General features: G+C 56.2%; 16 protein-coding genes. 3 read left to right on the top strand and 13 right to left on the bottom strand.

The window, feature by feature from the left end:
- Window positions 1-146: 146 nt before the first annotated feature.
- From H6B30_RS05805 to H6B30_RS05745, 13 genes are all read right to left on the bottom strand, one after another.
- On the bottom strand, window positions 147-1,148 hold the full coding sequence (locus tag H6B30_RS05805) for a porin (protein WP_205108819.1): 1,002 nt from the start codon (window positions 1,146-1,148) through the stop codon (window positions 147-149).
- 261 nt (window positions 1,149-1,409) lie between these two features.
- The gene (locus H6B30_RS05800; RefSeq protein WP_205108818.1) at window positions 1,410-2,870 is read right to left on the bottom strand and encodes a ComEC/Rec2 family competence protein; all 1,461 of its coding nucleotides are present in this window, start codon (window positions 2,868-2,870) and stop codon (window positions 1,410-1,412) included.
- A 600-nt stretch (window positions 2,871-3,470) separates the two neighbouring features.
- The gene (locus H6B30_RS05795) at window positions 3,471-4,898 is read right to left on the bottom strand and encodes an NADH-quinone oxidoreductase subunit N (RefSeq protein ID WP_205108816.1); all 1,428 of its coding nucleotides are present in this window, start codon (window positions 4,896-4,898) and stop codon (window positions 3,471-3,473) included.
- A gap of 18 nt (window positions 4,899-4,916) precedes the next feature.
- Window positions 4,917-6,401, bottom strand: a complete 1,485-nt coding sequence (locus tag H6B30_RS05790; RefSeq protein WP_205108814.1) for a complex I subunit 4 family protein — start codon at window positions 6,399-6,401, stop codon at window positions 4,917-4,919.
- Window positions 6,402-6,414: 13 nt separating this feature from the next.
- Window positions 6,415-8,385 (bottom strand): NADH-quinone oxidoreductase subunit L, encoded by a 1,971-nt coding sequence (gene nuoL / locus H6B30_RS05785; RefSeq protein ID WP_205108812.1) that lies wholly within the window; start codon window positions 8,383-8,385, stop codon window positions 6,415-6,417.
- Between the two features lie 8 nt (window positions 8,386-8,393).
- Complete coding sequence (gene nuoK / locus H6B30_RS05780) at window positions 8,394-8,702, bottom strand: NADH-quinone oxidoreductase subunit NuoK (RefSeq protein WP_205108878.1); 309 nt, start codon at window positions 8,700-8,702, stop codon at window positions 8,394-8,396.
- A gap of 2 nt (window positions 8,703-8,704) precedes the next feature.
- Window positions 8,705-9,226 carry an NADH-quinone oxidoreductase subunit J family protein gene (locus H6B30_RS05775; RefSeq protein WP_205108810.1) on the bottom strand — a complete coding sequence of 174 codons (522 nt, stop codon included), beginning with the start codon at window positions 9,224-9,226 and terminating at the stop codon, window positions 8,705-8,707.
- A gap of 18 nt (window positions 9,227-9,244) precedes the next feature.
- Window positions 9,245-9,775 carry a NuoI/complex I 23 kDa subunit family protein gene (locus H6B30_RS05770; RefSeq protein ID WP_205108809.1) on the bottom strand — a complete coding sequence of 177 codons (531 nt, stop codon included), beginning with the start codon at window positions 9,773-9,775 and terminating at the stop codon, window positions 9,245-9,247.
- Window positions 9,776-9,789: 14 nt separating this feature from the next.
- On the bottom strand, window positions 9,790-10,875 hold the full coding sequence (nuoH, locus tag H6B30_RS05765) for an NADH-quinone oxidoreductase subunit NuoH (protein WP_205108807.1): 1,086 nt from the start codon (window positions 10,873-10,875) through the stop codon (window positions 9,790-9,792).
- A gap of 43 nt (window positions 10,876-10,918) precedes the next feature.
- Window positions 10,919-12,490, bottom strand: a complete 1,572-nt coding sequence (locus H6B30_RS05760; RefSeq protein ID WP_205108805.1) for an NADH-quinone oxidoreductase subunit D-related protein — start codon at window positions 12,488-12,490, stop codon at window positions 10,919-10,921.
- 21 nt (window positions 12,491-12,511) lie between these two features.
- Window positions 12,512-13,168, bottom strand: coding sequence for an NADH-quinone oxidoreductase subunit B (locus H6B30_RS05755; RefSeq protein ID WP_205108803.1), 657 nt, complete (start codon window positions 13,166-13,168; stop codon window positions 12,512-12,514).
- Complete coding sequence (locus tag H6B30_RS05750) at window positions 13,159-13,509, bottom strand: NADH-quinone oxidoreductase subunit A (RefSeq protein WP_205108801.1); 351 nt, start codon at window positions 13,507-13,509, stop codon at window positions 13,159-13,161. The genes H6B30_RS05755 and H6B30_RS05750 overlap by 10 nt, the downstream gene beginning before the upstream one ends.
- Before the next feature lie 469 nt (window positions 13,510-13,978).
- Window positions 13,979-14,824: an ATPase gene (locus H6B30_RS05745; protein WP_205108799.1), complete on the bottom strand. Its 846-nt coding sequence runs from the start codon at window positions 14,822-14,824 to the stop codon at window positions 13,979-13,981.
- Window positions 14,825-15,083: 259 nt separating this feature from the next.
- Between H6B30_RS05745 and kdsA the strand changes: the two genes are divergently transcribed.
- From kdsA to cls, 3 genes are read left to right on the top strand one after another with little or no spacing between them, the layout of a single operon-like run.
- Window positions 15,084-15,839, top strand: coding sequence for a 3-deoxy-8-phosphooctulonate synthase (gene kdsA / locus H6B30_RS05740; RefSeq protein WP_205108797.1), 756 nt, complete (start codon window positions 15,084-15,086; stop codon window positions 15,837-15,839).
- Window positions 15,840-15,860: 21 nt separating this feature from the next.
- Complete coding sequence (locus H6B30_RS05735) at window positions 15,861-16,808, top strand: KpsF/GutQ family sugar-phosphate isomerase (protein ID WP_205108795.1); 948 nt, start codon at window positions 15,861-15,863, stop codon at window positions 16,806-16,808.
- A 52-nt stretch (window positions 16,809-16,860) separates the two neighbouring features.
- Window positions 16,861-18,102: a cardiolipin synthase gene (gene cls, locus H6B30_RS05730; RefSeq protein ID WP_239483640.1), complete on the top strand. Its 1,242-nt coding sequence runs from the start codon at window positions 16,861-16,863 to the stop codon at window positions 18,100-18,102.
- Window positions 18,103-18,261 lie beyond the last annotated feature (159 nt).

The following is an 18,261-nucleotide window of genomic DNA, read 5'->3' as shown; positions in this document are numbered from 1 at the left end:
GTATGGTGGCCGACGCCACGCAGTCTGCGGCAGGGCCCCAGATTGGCATAGACACAGGCAGACAACATCCCGCCATGCTTTCAGCGCAGTTATGCGCGGAGGCATGGCGGGATTTATTTTGATACCCTAAAAAATACAACCGTATGTCAGAATCTGGTCATGAACTCAATCACTATCTTGTCGCGCTCCGACGGCTTGGCAACCGCACCTTCGCGATAGAAATACTTCTCGTAGTTGAGACGGATGTCTGAAACAAACGGTGTGCCAAGGCTCAGGGTCACACCGCCCGTTATGCGCGAGCGCCGGTAGTCGGTGGTATTGAGCAGCCCCGTCTCTGCGTCGGCCGTACCGTCGCTGTGGTCGCTCATGTAATCAAAGCGCGCCAAGGGCGACACCTTCTTTACCAGCGGCTTCTTTCCGCCCACCTTTATGTCGTAGTTGACAAAGCCGTCGAAGGAATGAACAGCCCCGTAGGCATTGTCGGCGTAGTGCTTGTACAGGTATTCGGCCTCCACATGCCATCCGTTGCCATGGTAGTAGGCGCCGGCGTCATACATCATTATGTTTACCGCCTCGGGCTTTATCTTCTGCACACTCAGCGTGAGGTTGAAACCTTTCGGGAAGAAGAGCTGTGCCTTGGCCGAATAGTTTATGTTGTTGGTCCAGAAATCCTTCTGGTCGGTGAGCCCCGAGCCATTGAACATGCCGGCTTCGAGTATTATCGGGAATCCCACGTTGAACGTATAGCCGAGAGTGGCGCCCACGTCACGCACGTTGCCCACCTGCTTGGCTATGAACGAACGGTTGGCAAAATACTGCTGGTGGGGCGAACGGTGGGCGTCGATGGTAAAGGGCACGCGCATCTGACCGATGGTGAAATTGAGCGTGCGCCACGGACTGATGCGCGTGTATGCGTCGAGCATCTTTATGCTGCCCTCGTCGGAGAGGTCTATTTCGGCCTTGTACGACACGGCGTCAACCACCTTTCCCGACAGGCTGAAGCGGGCATTGCGCACCTGGAAGCGGCCCTCGCCTTCCTCGGTCTGGTATTCGTACTTGCCGCGAATCGTTCCGTTGATTTCGGGCTTGAACTGTGCTGCGGCATCCATGCCTGCAAACAATGCCAAAATGGCCAGTAAATGTTTCATACGGTTGCGTGGGTTGTTACTCCAATTAAGCGCGGGACTGCCGATGGCTTTTGGCTAAACCATCTGTCATGTGCCCGCCGTTTATCAGCCACAAAGGTCGGTATTATTTATTACAAAACTATTACAGGAGTTTTAAAGAACGGTAAAATGACCGTAAAATGGCGCATACAGACAAGCCATGGGGCCGGCACGCAGCTACCGGGGCCCCGTCCGGCGGTAGTTTCCTGACTGTTGCCTACAGCCACTGTGGGCAGAAGCATCTCACGCCCCCCACTCTCTTGCCGACTCCATGCGCCGGCCGCAAATGGCCAGCAGGCGGCAGACGCATACGGCAACGACGTAGAGCAGCACCACCTGCAAAGGGCTAAGCCGCGGCAAACCGACCGATGCCCACGGCTGCGACGCCATGGCAAGCAAAAAAGCATTGAGCCACGTGGCCACAAAGGCAAGCACTGTGGCCACGGCCTGCTGCAGCACAGGCACAAAACCCACGGCAAACAGAGACACCGCCAGATAGATTATGGCCGTGGCGGCAGGTATGACAACAAGGCCGGTGAGCAGCGAGCAAACTGGCAGGCGACCGAAATAGAACGCAACGAGCGGGGCTGTGCCTATCTGGGCCAGCAGCGACATGACCGAAAGCTGCCATGCCCAGCGCAACAGGCGATGGCGCTGGAGAAAGCGGACGGAGGCTATCGAGCCCACGGACGACTGGAAAACAAGTATGAAAGCCACGGCCGCGAAAGAGAGTTGGAAGCCTATTTCGAAAAGCGCAAGGGGGTTGGCAACGAGCAATACCACTGCGGCGAAGGCAAGCGCATTGACCGACATGCGGCTGCGGCCTGTCAGGCCTACAAGCCCGTAGACTGATATCATGAGGGCCGACCGCACCACCGACGATGGCATGCCGACAATAAAGACGTAGGACCAGATGGCCATGAGCAACAGGCTTTCGCCAAGCAGGCGACGGCGACGGCCTGACAATAGCATCGACAGGAGCAAATAGATGACGCCGAGGTGCATGCCGGAAAGCGCAAGTATGTGAGATGCGCCGGCAAGCGAGTAAGCCTCGCGCATCGAACCTGAGAGCGCCGACTTGTCGCCAAGCGTCATTGCGGCCACCACGGCAAAGTCTTGGCCTTCAAGACCAAGGCTGCGGTAGCGCCCAAGCAGCCAGTGGCGAAGGCGCATGGCTGAGATGCGGGCGCGTTGAACAACGGTCAGGGCCGACAGGCGGGGCGCGGCCTTGCGCCAATTGCGGTAGTAGACAAAAGCTGTGGCCACTATGCCGCGGCTCTGAAGGTAGGTTGCATAATCGAAATTCGACTCTCGATAATTGGCCGGAGGTACCAAACGCGACCGCACCAACATGCCGTCGCCCACACCAAGGGTGGCATACCTGCGCTCTACCGTGTCTTTGAGCAGTGTCAAGCGCACCCAATGTCCCTTCAAAGGCCCCGAGCATGCTATGGCGTCGAAGCGCAGCGTGCGGCCGCGCTCTACGGGCTCATCGGCCACAATGGCCTCGAAGGCTGTCTCGCCTTGTGGCAGGCTCACACTCTGACGGCGCTCGGCCAAGGTCGACATGGCACATCCCAACAGCAACACCGACAACAGGATGGCAGCAGTCTGGGCCTTTGGACGCCCCCCGAGCAACAATGCGGCTGTGAAGGCAACGCCGAATGCCGCGGCCCAAACGGTCATTCCGACCATTGTAGCCATGCTCCGCCCTGCAAGTATGCCTGCTGCAAGGCTAACGCACAGCGGCACCAACGGGTAAAGCCTGAATAAACCTGTGTTGCCCAATTGTATGTATGGTGTTTGATGGTTATATGTCGGCGGCGTGCAATTGCTGAAGGAGCGGAATCTGCGACCGCAAGCCGAGAAACCGACCGACGGCCGAAATGGCTGCAAATGGCTTGGTGCCGACGCCATGACGGCCGGATGAGTGGTGCCAACTGTCTGCTACAATATACCGCCATCATGCGAAAATGCGTTACATCGTGGCGCCACGCCTCAAGTAGTCAACCTGCATCAGGTGTGAGAACGTGCCCGCCGTTTTGCAAAACGGCCAAGACTGAATTTCAAAACGGCCCATACGGCATGGTAAAACGGGCCAAACGGCAGCATGGAACGGGCCGTTTCTGACCGTGGCGCCATACGGCGGCCATCTGCCTACAGCTCAGGGCGTTTCATCATAAATGCAATGTGCAGTTGAAGACCGCCCATACCGATGGCACGCTATGTGCACAACGGTCTGCAAAATAAGAAAAGCCGGACAATGACATGTCCGGCTTTCCATATTGCAACGGGCGTGACGTTTCAGAGAACGGCACCCGCAATCCAGTCGTAAACGCAGCTGAACACACCGAAGGCCACAATGCCTGCCGTGCAGAGCGTAAGGGCCAGCTTGGTGTTGCAGTCGCTGCTGAATGTTGGCAGCGGCGTGTCGGTGTTCTTGATATACATGGCCTTGACGATGAGCAGGTAGTAGTAAAGGCTGACCACGGTGTTGATCAATGCCACAAACACCACGAGGTATGCCCAGAACGAACCTTGCTGGGCTGCTGCCATGAACACGAAGAACTTGCTGAACATACCTGCAAACGGAGGTATTCCGGCCAGCGAGAAGAGGGCCAGCGTCATGAGCAGGGCCAACTTCGGGTTGGTCTGGTAGAAACCGTCGTAGCAGTTCATCTTCGTAGTGCCGTTGCCGCGTGTCTCTACAACGTTGATTACCGTGAAGACAGCCATGTTGGCCACAACATACACAAGCACGTAGTATGACAGGGCAGCCACTCCCATGGCCGAGCCGCCAATGACGGCCAGCATGATGTAGCCTGCCTGCGAGATGGAGCTGAAAGCCATAAATCGCTTGAGCTCTGTCTGGCGTATGGCAAAAAGGTTGGCTATGGTGATGCTGAGCACTATGACGATGTAAAGCAGGTATTCCCAGTACTCAATCATAGGCGCAAACACCTTCATGAGTATGGCCATGAGGGCAAATGCGGCGGCTCCCTTCGACACTACGCTGAGGTAGCCCGTCACCGGTGTGGGTGCGCCCTGATAGGTGTCGGCCGTCCAGAAGTGGAACGGAACGAGCGATATCTTGAACCCAAGGCCGCTGAAGAAGAACACCAAGCCCATGATGGCAAGCGGTGTGTTGCCGATGACGGCAGCCACATCGTCAAAATAGAGCGTGCCTGCGGCGGCGTAAATGAACGATATGCCGTAGAGCATGACGCCGCTCGAGAAAGTGGCGGTGAGCACAAACTTGGCAGCACCCTCGGCCGAATTCTGGCGGAACTTGTCGAAAGCCACAAGGCATGCCATCGGCACTGAAGCCATCTCGAGGCCGAGGAAGAACATGAGGAAGTGTCCCGACGACATCATCATGTACATACCGAGCAACGTTGAGGCCACCAAGGCATAGAACTCGCCAGCCTTGTTGCTCACGTCGGCACGGCCGAGCCAAGGCTGGGCCATGATGCATACAATGAGAGTGCCGGCGGTGAGTATCACTTTCATCACGTTGACTGCGTCGCCGGTGACGTAAAGGCCGCCAAATGCCGACGACGGCTCGGCCGTCAGGCATACTGCCGTCTGCACCACGAGCAGCACGTTCATCAGCAGGGCCAACGAGGAAACCTTCTTCTCGCCCTTCATTATGAGGTCGGCAAGAAAGACAATTATCAGGATTGCCACAAGCGTGGCCTCCGGAATCATATTAAAAAACTGACTGTAATCCATTTTTCCCTACTGGTTTTGTTAGAAGTTTATTACGTTGAGAATTGGGCCGACGGCATCGCCGATGACATTGCTTACCCACAGCGGGGCAAGGCCTAGGCCGGCTACGCAGAAGATGAGGCAGCAAACGGCCACGCGCTCATCCCATGTGGCGTCAGTGAGCTCGAGGTAGTGGGGGTCGGCCACTTTCTGATAGAGTATCTTTCCGACCACACGCAGGATGTAGACAGCCGTTATTACAATCGAAGTACATGCTATGATGGTGGCTGCACGGTGGAAGGTGTCGCCGTTTTCAAACGAACCCACGAAGATGGTCATCTCGGCAACGAAGCCCGAGAAGCCCGGCAAGCCGAGGTTGGCAAGACCGGCTATGACGTAACCTACGCTGAGGAAAGGCATTATCTTCATCAGTCCGCCGAGCTTGCGCACGTCGCGCGTGTGGGTGCGGCCGTAAATCATGCCGATGAGGGCGAAGAACAATGCTGTCATCAAACCGTGCGAGAGCATCTGGAGTATGGCACCGGTACATGCCGTCTTGGTCATCATGAGCAGGGCGAAGAGCACCAGGCCGCAGTGAGACACCGACGAATAGGCGTTGATGTACTTGAGGTCGGTCTGCACGCAGGCCGAGAATGCTCCGTAAACCACGGATATGGTGGTCAGGATGAGGAATATCCACGACAGTTCCTGGGCTGCGCTGGGCAGGAGGAACATGGCCACGCGGAAGCAACCGTAGCCTCCGAGCTTCATGAGCACGCCGGCATGGAGCATCGACACTGCTGTAGGTGCCGAGGCATGGCCGTCGGGGCTCCACGTGTGGAACGGGAACAGGGCGCCAAGCACACCGAAACCGATGAATATGAACGGGAAGAACACGTTCTGTATGTCGGCAGGTATGTGGTTGTTGGCGGCAATCTCCATCACGTTCATAGTGGTAGCACCGTTGAAGAAGTATATTCCGAGGATACCGAGAATGAGCAGGGCCGAACCTCCCATGAGCATCAGCGTAAGCTTCATGGCGGCATACTCCTTGTTGCCGCTGCCCCATACGCCGATGAGAAGGTACATCGGGATGAGGGCTACCTCGTAGAACATGAACATGGTGAACATGTCTATGCAGATGAAGAAGCCGAACACACCTGTTGACAGAAGCGTGAACCAAAGGAAATACTCCTTAGTAAGGGGCTTCAACTGCCACGACGCGAATGTTCCTGTGAATACAATTATGCTCGAAAGCAGCAGCATCACGACAGAAATGCCGTCAACTCCCACTGCATAGGCTATGTTGAGGGGCTTGAACCATGCAACACTGTATGTGAACAGCATGGGGTCTGTGTTTCCCGATTGGCGAGCCTGGATGAAGGCTACGGTAAGCCAGACCGACAGAGCCAGCAAGCATGAAGAGCCGGCCACCATCACGCCACGCACTTGGTTGAGGTTGCGGGCTATCCACAAGCCCAGCAATATAAGCACGGGGATTACTACGAATAGACTTAATATACTCATTTTATATCTGTCATTATATGCAAAGTAATACTAATGTTAAAGCGACTGTACCGGTGATGAACCACACGGCATACTGGCGTACGTCGCCGCTCTGCCACGGACGGATAGTCTCGCCGGCTGCATTTGCGCCCCAAGCCATGAAGTTGAAGGTGCCGTCGATAACGTGACGGTCAAACCATGCTATCGGGGTGGATATGCAACGGAAGATTATCTTGTGGGTGACAAACATCCAAACCTCGTCGAGGTAGAAGCGCCTGTATGCTGCCTGGTGCAGTTTCGGGAAACGGCGGGCAAGCATGTCGGCAACCGGTGTCTCCTCGCCCTTGTACATATAGGTGGCAAGGCAGATGCCGAGTATGGCGAGCACGGTGCTCGTGCCTGCTATGGCCCAGTTGATGTGTGTGCCGAAACCGATGCCGTTGGCAGACACAAACTCGCCGAACTCAAACACATGGAGTGTGCCGAAGATGCCTACAAGCATCGTAATGGCTGACAGCACTATCAGGGGCACGGTCATGGTGAGGGGCGCCTCGTGGGGCTGGTGGGCACCTTCTGCCTTGTGGGTCTCATAGTAGCTCTTGCCCCAGAAGATGACATAGTAGAGGCGGAACATGTAGAAGGCGGTCATGGTGGCTATCGCGCTCATGATGACTCCCATCACGGGGCTGAAGTTGTAGCACGCCACGAGTATCTCGTCCTTGGAGCAGAAACCTGAGAAGAACGGTATGCCGGCTATTGCAAGGCACGATATCAGGAAGGTGACATGGGTGATGGGCATGTACTTGCGCAGGCCTCCCATGTACATCTTTTCATTCGAATGGACGGCGTGGATGATGCATCCGGCACCGAGGAACAGGCAGGCCTTGAACATGGCATGGGTGAACAGGTGGTACATGCCGGCCATGTAACCGAGACCGTTGACATCGGCATACTCTACCGTATTGTCTACACCACTGGTCTCACCGGGCAGGCATACGCCAAGGGCAACGAGCATGAAGCCTATCTGGGATATCGTAGAGAATGCCAGCACGCGCTTGATGTCGCTCTGGCAACATGCCACGGCTGCTGCATAGAAGGCCGTGAAGGCGGCTATGTAAGCTATCCAGTGGAGGGCCTCAGGGGCGAACTCAACAAACAGCGGGAACAGGCTTGCAACGAGATACACACCGGCAACAACCATCGTTGCGGCATGGATCAGGGCCGAAACAGGCGTCGGGCCCTCCATGGCGTCGGGCAGCCAGATGTGCAACGGGAACATTGCAGACTTGCCGGCACCACCGATGAACATGAGGAACAAAGCCATCGGCATCACCCAAGCCACGCCGGCTACATTCTGATGAAGCTCGGGCATTGCCGTGAGGTCATAGCTGAATGTGCCTACGTAGAAGCTGTAGAAGAGTATACCTATCAAGAAGAACAGGTCGGCGAAGCGTGTCACGATGAATGCTTTCTTCGAAGCGGCCACCGCAGAGTGCAACGGGTAATAGAAGCCGATGAGCAGATAAGAGCTTACACCCACCAACTCCCAGAACAGGTACATCTGGAATATGTTCGTGGCAACGACAAGGCCAAGCATCGACATGGTGAAAAGCGACAGGAAAGCGTAATAACGCTGGAAGCCCTTCTCGCCATGCATGTATCCGAACGAATAGATATGAACCATGAAACTGACCGTGGAGATGACTATGAGCATCATCACCGATATCGGCGTAAGGCGGAAGCCAATGGTGAACGTCAGCAATTCCGAGAACTTGATCCATACAAAATCAAACGCCGTAACGGTGGGGAAAAGGCCGGTGGCATCCCTCCCGTCAATCAGAAAATACTTTATGGCAGTGTAATAGCACAGCACCGTCACCACAGCGAGCGAGCATGTGCCTATCAGTCCTGCGACCTTGTGCGACATCTTCATGCCGGCCAAGCCAAGCACGAGGAACGACAAAGCCGGCAGAAGGAGTATCAGAAATACATAACTATAATCCATAACACACTTTAAAATTTCATGTTTTCAATACTATTCACCTGATCGCTGTGGAAGTTGCGGTAGACATTGATGATAATGGCTATGGCCACGGCGCTCTCTGCTGCACTCACTCCAATGGAGAACAGGGTCATGAAGAAGCCCTCAAGGCCCTCGGGGAACAGCAGGCGGTTGAACGCTGCAAAGTTGATGTCGACAGCATTGAGCACAAGCTCAACGGAGATGAGCATGGCTATCAGGTTGCGGCGGGTGATGAAACCGAACACGCCGATAAAGAACAACAGTGCACTGAGCACAAAATAAGCTTCAACTGGTACCATCATTATTTCTCCTTTTCTTTTCTCGCTACAACGATGCCGCCGATGATACATGCCAGCAGGAACACTGAGATGAATTCAAACGGAAGCACATACTGATACTTCTCACTGCCAAGCAGGGCCGTACCGATGGTCTCCATCGGGACTTCAGCGTCGGCCACGCTGCACGCACGGTAAATGAACTGATTCTTGAGCAACACCAGGGCGACGGTCAGCAAGCCGACAACTGTCACGATGCCGCCAAACAATACGCGGCTGCCCTTCAGGTGCTCTACAAGGCCCTGGAGCGTGCGCTTGCTCACAAGCTGTATCGCGAAGATATACATCATCGTTATACCTCCTGCATATATGCTTATCTGGGCAGCACCCAAGAATGTGTAGTCAAGCAGGAAGTAAAGCCCGGCCACGCCGAGGAGGACAAACAGCAGGAACGTAGCAGCCCGCATGATTCTCTTTGTCATCACGCACAACACGGCAGAACCAAGGATGACCACTGCCAGTATGCAAAACATTACTAAATTTGCCATTTCTTATTAAGTCCTCCTTTACTTTGTTGCAGTGTTAAACTTTCCGATTGTCAGCGGTGCACCGCCATCGAGGATGTTTGGCAGCGAGCTCTCGTAATGCTCCTTGTCAAGGTGGAGCACCAGCTTGTCGCGGTCGAACACACTGTTCTCGAAATCATTCGTAAACTCTATTGCGTCGAAGCTGCACGCATTGACGCAAAGCTGACAGAACATGCAGTCACCCAAGTCATACTGGTAATCGACCAGCCGGCGCTTCTTCTTGCCCTCTTCGGTCGTCACCATCTCCGATGCTATCTTTATGGTGCCATTGGGGCATGCCTTCTCGCACAGAGTGCAGGCAACGCACTTCACCACACCATTCTCATCACGCTTCATAACCAAGCGGCCGCGGTGACGCTGAGCCACATGTAGCGTTGTCTTGCGATTCTCAGGGTACTGCTCTGTGCTCTTCTTGGTGAAGTACTCCTTGAGAGTGACTTTCAACCCGGTTGCGAGCGACTTCAGGGCATCCCCTATCTCGCCGAAATATGATTTATTGTTTGCTTCCATTTTTACTTACTTGTTTAGAAGTGCCACCCAAAGGCAACGATTATTGTCATGAGAACCAGGTTGAGCAGACACAGCGGCATGAGATACTTCCACTCGAGCTTCAGTATCTGGTCGATGCGGAGGCGTGGGTATGTCCAGCGAATCCACATCAACAGCCACACAATGGCGAAGGTCTTGCCCAAGAACCATACGATGCCGGGTATGTAATCCATCACTGCGTCGAAAGCCTCGATGCCTATGTTGACCGGCGCCCAGCCACCAAGGAACACTGTGGTTGCTATGCCTGCAATGACAAACAGGTTGAGATACTCGGCCAGGTAATAGAAGCCGAATCCCATACCGCTGTATTCCGTGTGGTAACCGGCGGTGAGCTCGCTCTCGGCCTCGGCAAGGTCAAACGGGCCGCGGTTGGCCTCTGCGTTGCCTGCGACGAGGAAAACGAGGAACGCAATGATGGCCGGAACATGGCCTTGGAATATGAGCCAGTTCCACGGACCGGTCTGGGCCTCCACTATTCCGGACACCTGCATGGTGCCGGTGAGTATAACTGCCGTTACGAGACAGAGCCCGAGCGACATTTCATAAGATATGAGCTGCACGGCACCACGCATGGCCGAAACCACGCCATACTTGTTGTTACTGCCCCATCCGGCCATGAATATACCGATGACGCCGATGCTCGACACGGCAGTAAGCAGGAAGATGCCCACGTTGAAGTCAAGAATCTCGGCCCCCTTGTTCCAAGGCAGGAATGAGAAAGTGCCCACAGAGGCAATGATGACGAGGAAAGGCGCCACGCAATAAAGCAGCTTGTCGGCCTTGTCGACGGCGAAAATCTCCTTGATGAGCATCTTCAGCACGTCGGCAAACACCTGGAAGATGCCCCACGGGCCCACTCGCATCGGGCCCAGGCGGCACTGGAAGTAAGCACACACCTTGCGCTCCATGAAAATCAAGACGATAGCCAGCATGGCGTATCCAGCAAGGATGAGCACGCCCACCAGTATGCACTCGATAAGTATCGACCAGAAATCTCCCAAGCCAAGAGTTTGGCGCAGGAGGCTGTCGAACCACGTTGTAACTATGCTAAAATCAAACATTTCGTTTAATCGTGAATTTTAATTATGAATAAAGAACATGCCGTCATCTGTCGATGTCGGGTATCACGAAGTCGAGTGCGGCACCGGTGGTGATAAGGTCGGCCACCTTCTGTCCGCGCAGCATCTCGTCCATGGCAGCCACGAGGTTGAGTCCCATTGGCTTGAACTTGAGCCTGTAAGGCGACTTGTCGCCCTTCGAGTCAAGGTATACGCCTATTTCTCCGCGACTACCTTCGCATGAGAAGAACCACTGTCCCTCGGGAACCTTGATTATCGGCTTCTGCTTTATGTAGAAGTCTCCTGCAGGTATGTTGTCGATAAGCTGCTCGATGATGCGCACACTCTGTTTCATCTCCTCGATACGGATGAGGTATCGGCCCATGGAGTCGCACATGCCGTTGGTCACCTCGTCGAAGTCAACCTTGCCATACATGGCATAGGGATGGTTCTTGCGCACGTCGTTGTGCCAGTCGGAGGCGCGTCCTGAGGCTCCCGATACACCGTAGCTTATGGCGTCGGCCTTCGACAGCGGGCCCACTTCCCTGAATCGGTTCTGCATGATGACATTGTCACCGAACACATCCATGTACTCCTGGAACATTGGCTTGATGTACTGGCACAGCGCCTTCACGTTGCTGACGAAGTTGGGGTCTATGTCGTCCTGCAAGCCTCCTATCCTGTAGTAGTTCTGTATGAGCCTTCCGCCGGTGGTTTCCTCCATTGCGTTGAGCACGTGCTCGCGGTCGCGCATAGAATAAAGGAACGCCGTGAGCGCCCCGAGGTCCTGTGCGCAGCACCCTATATACAGCAAATGGCTGTCGAGTCGCTGCAGCTCGTCCATTATGGTACGTATGTACTGGATGCGGTCAGACAGCTCTATCCCCATGGCTTCCTCGATTACGCCGCACAGGGCGTGGCGGTTCATCATGGCGCTGAGGTAGTCGAGGCGGTCGGTCAGGGCCAGAGTCTGCGGGTAAGTGTACTTTTCGCACATCTTCTCCACACCGCGGTGAATGTATCCGAAGTGCGGGTATATCTTCTTTACAATCTCGCCGTCGAGCACGGTCTGCAACCTGAGCACGCCGTGGGTAGAGGGGTGCTGCGGGCCAATGTTCACAACGAAGTCGTCGTCGGTGAACAGCTTGTGCTGCTTAGCCTGCAGGTTGCCGTCGGCGTCGAGCGAATACTCGTACGTAAAGTCGGGCTCTATGTCGTCGTCGAGCGTATATCTGTTGTTCTCCGGGCTCATGTCATAGTCCTTGCGGAACGGATAGCCCACAAAATCGCTGCGCAGGTAGAGGCGGCGCATGTCGGGGTGTCCGAGGAACTTGATGCCGAAGAAATCGAACACCTCGCGCTCGAGTAGGTCGGCAGACTTCCAGAGGTGGCACACTGTGGGGATGACATAGTCGTCACCAATGCGCTCGGCCATCTCCTTCACAGACAGGCGCTCGTTAGTATCGGTGTTCTCAAGAATGTATATACACCCGAGGCCCTCCTCGCCGAAGTCTTCGCCGACGATAGTAACAAGGTAGTCAAAATGCTTGTCATTCCTCAGCTTGGCCATTTCGGCGGCGAAGCTGTTCTTGTCGAATACTAAGTTATTCAGTTTCATATCTTCTCTTACCTTATTATATTATTCAGTCTGGCCTGCCTTCGGGTCGAAGTCCTTCGGCACATTGGTCACCACGATGGGCTTCATGGCCTCTCGGCGCTCTTCGGCAGTCTGCTTGTGGTTGACGCCTCCGAAGAATTTCTCTATCTTGACTTTGCGCTGCAACTGCATCATGCCGTACATGATGGCCTCCGGGCGCGGCGGGCAACCGGGGATGTAAACATCCACGGGAACAATCTCGGATATGCCCTTCACCACGTGGTAGCTGTCCTTGAACGGGCCGCCTGATATGGCGCATCCGCCCACAGCTATCACATACTTCGGGTCGGCCATCTCGTCGTAGAGGCGCTTGAACACGGGTGCCATCTTGTGGGTTATCGTTCCGGCGCACATGATGAGGTCGGCCTGTCGCGGCGAGTTACGCGTCACCTCGAAGCCAAAGCGCGCGAAGTCATAGCGGGCGCAGCCCACAGCCATGAACTCGATACCGCAGCAGCTCGTTGCGAAAGTCAGCGACCAGAGCGAGTTGCTTCGCCCCCAGTTGATCACTTGGTCGAGCGACCCGAGTATAACGTTGGCTCCGCCCTCGTTGAGCTCGGCGGTGAGTTTCTCGAGGGTCTCGTTGTCCTTGAACTCCCCATAGGGGATGCTCTTGATTACAGGCTTTCTTACTTCCATTCCAACGCTCCTTTCCGCCAGGCGTACGCCAAGCCAAATACAAGTACCAGCATGAAGAAGCCGATGCTGCAAAGAGCCATCGCTCCAAACTGCTTAACGACAACTGCCCAAGGGTAGAGGAACACCGTCTCGATGTCGAACATCAAGAACAGGATTGCGAAGAGGTAGTAACCCACATGCACGGGAATCCACGATGTGCCCCGAGTCGGGATACCGCACTCAAACGGCTCACCCTTTACCGGATTGTATGAACGCGGTCCTATCAGCTTGGCCACGACATACGCGCCAACAACCAATACGACAGCCGTCAAGATAACGGTAATAAATAAAGTAAAATACATAAAAAACTATAATATTACAAATTTGTACGCCTTTAGCGCTTGCAAAGGTAGTAAATTTATCGCAAAGAAAAGCTAAACGCCGCAAAAATGTTTTTACCTAAGCGATAGTTTAACGTACGTGCGCGCGTGTACGAGGGCCGCCATGCGTATTTGCGACGATGAGAGCCGCTGCCCTCCCCGCCGCCACGCGTTGCCGGCGACAGGGGCCGGGGGCGGAAAAACGCCACTACGAGGCGCCGCCCACAATGCCGCACGGCACGCCTGCAAGTGCCGCGCACGACGCTTGGGAATGGCAAACGGCAACGACGGACACAACCAGCAGAACCCGCCGCATATCCCTGGCTGCCAGCGCATTGCGCTCCTGGGCCACAGCAAGCGAGAAACCCTCGGCTGGCACCGGCCAGGCGCACGCCGCACCACCGCCAACCGCCTGCGGCAAGGCATGGCCGACAGCCATGTCCCCTAAGGCCTAACGACCTTGGCTGGCGTGATAGGCCACAAGCCCCTCCATCGGACTGCGCACCACCCGGCCAAGGCGGAAGCCCTCGGCCTCGGCCGCCTCAGACAATTCTGCCGAATAATAATACCCCACGCTGCCTACCACACCCACAGGCAGGTCGGCCCGGCCGTATGCCGACACGTTGCGACGGAAGAAGCTGCGGAAGTTGTCGATGACCAGTCTGCGCAGCGAGGCGTCTGCAATGTGGCGGTGGATAAACGGCGACAGCGAGGCCAGGAACCTGTTGGCCATGGGCTCGCGGTATACGCGGCGCACTATCTCGGCCATGGTCAGCCCGCTCTCGGCAATGAAGCTGTCGCTCAGCCCTGCGCTCAGGCCGCCCTTGAACATGGCGTTGACGAAATTGCGGCCCAGCACCGCCCCGCTGCCCTCGTCGCCGAGGATGTAGCCCAGCGGCGGCGTGTTGAGCTTTATGGACGTGCCGTCGTACAGGCAAGAGTTCGACCCCGTGCCCAATATGCAGGCTATGCCCTGCTCCGGGCCGCATACGGCCCTGGCCGCCCCGAGCAAGTCGCCGTGCGCCTCTATGGCCGCGGCATGCGGGAAAGCCCTGCCGAGGGCCTCAACCACCACAGGGGCCATCTCAGGGCTGCACCCGCTGCCATAGAAGAACACGGCCCGCGGCTCGTCGTCGCCCAGTTGCGGCAGCAGCTCACCGCCGACAATGCCATATATCACGCCCCCGTCCTGATGGAACGGGTTTATGCCCTGCGAGGCCGCGCGCCTCACCACGTGGCCGCCATCGGCAAGCCACCAGTCGGTCTTTGTGCTTCCGCTGTCTGCTATAAGTATCATATCCAACAGTATCTTTTTGACCGCAAAAGTAAGAATAAAAGCCCGGAAAACGGCAACGCGAGCCCGGAAAAACGACTTTTCAGCCAACCGGCCCGCCCCACGGCGCCCCCGCTGCCCACTGCGGCACCGCCACCGACGGCAAAAACTGCCGACACAACACAAGTTTTAAGCGTCTGTAAGGTCATTTAATCGTTTTTCTTCGTTTATTACCGTGATTATTCGTACTTTTGCAACGCATAAACATTAGGATTACATTTACATGAAACATACCATAATAGCAGGCCCTTGTGTCATCGAGTCGGCAGAACTGCTCGACACGGTGGCCGCCGAACTGGTAAGGATAAACAGCCGGCTGGGCACCGACATAATATTCAAGGCATCGTTCGACAAGGCCAACCGCACGTCGGTGAGCTCATTCCGCGGCCCCGGACTGGAGCGTGGCATGCAGATGCTTGCCGACATCAAGAGCCGCTACGGGCTGCGCATACTCACCGACATACACGAGAGCTGGCAGGCCCAGCCGGTGGCCGAGGTGGCCGACGTGCTGCAGATACCGGCCTTCCTCTGCCGCCAGACCGACCTGCTCGTGGCCGCCGCCAAGACGGGGCGGACGGTGAACATAAAGAAAGCCCAGTTCCTGAGCGGCGCCGACATGCGCTTCCCTGTCGAGAAAGCGCTCGACGCCGGGGCCACCGAGGTGTGGCTCACTGAGCGGGGCAACATGTTCGGCTACAACAACCTTGTGGTAGACTTCCGCAACATTGCCGACATGCTCGCCATTGTGCCCACGGTCATCATGGACTGCACGCACAGCGTGCAACGCCCCGGGGGCGCAGGGGGCAAGACCGGGGGCGACCGCCGCTTCGTGCCTCAGATGGCCATGGCCGCCAAGGCGTTCGGGGCCACGGGATGGTTCTTTGAGGTTCATCCCGACCCCGACCGCGGACTGAGCGACGCGGCCAACATGCTCGAACTTGCGAAGCTCGCCGACTTGGTGAAGGAAATAACAGAATGAAGCAAAAAACCGGCTAACGACATGACAGTAAGAGACTATGCCACACAGTGCATCAAGGACGAGGCCCAGGCCCTGCTCGACCTGATACCACAACTCGACGACAATTTCGACCATTCTGTCGAACTGATACTGGCCTGCCACGGCAAGGTGATTGTCACCGGCGTGGGCAAGAGCGGACACATTGGGGCAAAGATTGCAGCCACGCTATCGAGCACCGGCACACCGTCGTTCTTCATCAACCCGCTCGACGTTTACCACGGAGACCTCGGCGTGATGACGCCCGACGACGTGGTGCTCGCCATATCCAACTCGGGGCAGACCGACGAGCTGCTGCGCTTCATACCCATGCTGCAGCACATGAAGGTGCCCATCATCGGCATGAGCGGCAACCCCGGCTCGCTGCTTGCCAAATACTCCACCTACCACATCAACGTCAGCGTGCGCAAGGAGGCATGCCCACTAAACCTCGCGCCCACAAGCAGCACCACGGCCACGCTGGCCATGGGCGACGCCCTGGCCGTGGCACTGATGGAACGGCGCAACTTCCAGCCCAAGGACTTCGCCCAGTTCCACCCCGGCGGCGAGCTGGGCAAGCGGCTGCTCACCACGGCGCAAGACGTGATGAGAACCACCGACATGCCCATCATCACGCCCGAGATGCACCTGGGCGAGGCCATCATACTTGTCAGCAAAGGCAAGCTGGGCCTCGGGGTGGCCGAGTGCGACGGCAGGATTGTGGGGCTCATCACCGACGGCGACATCCGACGGGCAATGGAGAAATGGCAGGCCGAGTTCTTCGACCGCACCGTCGCCGACATTATGACGCGGCAACCGAAGACGGTTTCCCCGCAAACAAGGATAACGGAAATACAGGACATCATGAACAAGTACAAGATACACACAGTGCTCGTGGTCGATGGCGACAACCATCTGCTGGGTGTCGTCGACCACTACTCATGCATGGTGTGACCACACCTAAACCTTACGAATGACCAGACTTAACTACCTTATCATTGCATTGATGCTGTCGGTGGCCACTGCATCGGCAGACGAAGCCACGCCCACCAGCGACTCGACCATTGTCAGTGTGCTGGAGAAGGAGGGCGTGACGTTCACCGACAACAACAAAGTGGTGCTGCTGATGTCGGGGCAGGAGAAGTTTGACGACATGTTCAAAGCCATCAGGCAGGCCAAAAGCAGCATCCACCTTGAGTACTTCAACTTCCGCAACGACTCGATAGCCGCCGAACTGTTCACCATACTGCGGCAAAAGGCCAAGGAAGGGGTCGAGGTGAGGGCGCTGTTCGACGGTTTCGGCAACGACTCCAACAACCGGCCGCTTAAGAAAAAGCACATTGAAAAGCTCCGAGAGGAAGGCATACAGATTTACGAGTTCGACCCGATACGCTTCCCGTGGATAAACCACGTGTTCACACGCGACCACCGGAAGATTGTAGTCATCGACGGCAATGTGGCCTATACCGGCGGCATGAACGTGGCCGACTACTACATAAAGGGCACGAAGCAGGTGGGCGAATGGCGCGACATGCACTGCCGCATAGAAGGCGGGGCCGTGAGCCAGCTGCAAATGATATTCGTGAGGATGTGGAAGAAGGTGACGGGCGAAGACATCTGGGACCAGAAGTATTTCAGGGCCTACCAACCGGTGGAGATAACGGGGCTGAAACCCGACACCACGCTGACTGCCGGCCACAAGAAGGTGGGCATCATCAACCGCGAACCGCGAACCACCAACGAGATAATACGCACGTTCTACATCAACGCCTTCAACAGCGCGAAAGACTCGATAAAGCTCATCAACCCCTACCTCACGCTCAACCGCAAGGTGAAAAAGGCTATAAAGAACGCCCTGAAGCGCGGGGTAAAGGTCGAGATACTGGTCTCGGCCCACAGCGACATACCGCTCACGCCCGACTGCGTGTTCTACAACGTGCACAAGCTGATGAAGAAAGGGGCCGACGTATGGCTCTACCAACCCGGCTTCCACCACTCGAAGGTGATAATGGTCGACGGCCGCTACTGCACGGTTGGCAGCGCCAACCTCAACTCAAGGAGCCTGAGCTGGGACTACGAGGAAAACGCCGTTATAGTGGACAAGCCCACCACGAAGCAGCTCGACGACATGTTTGACAACGACAAGAAGCAAAGCATATACCTTACGCCCGAATACTGGGACGAGTTCCGCACGCCGTGGAAGAAGTTTGTGGGATGGCTGGCCCACCTGCTCACGCCGTTCCTCTGACCCACTTCCACGCCCAGGCCGCGCCGGCATCCGGGGACTCCGCAACAGCCTGACGCGCAGCGCATTGCAAAACGGGCGGAACCACGCTGCCAAACAGGCCGTCTGGCACAGCCATACGGCCCGTTTGGCAAGGCGATACGGGCCTTGCCACAAAAGCAG

It is taken from the genome of Marseilla massiliensis, assembly GCF_016899955.1.
Lineage (GTDB): Bacteria > Bacteroidota > Bacteroidia > Bacteroidales > Bacteroidaceae > Prevotella > Prevotella intestinigallinarum.
This window is presented reverse-complemented; position numbering and strand designations above follow the sequence as displayed.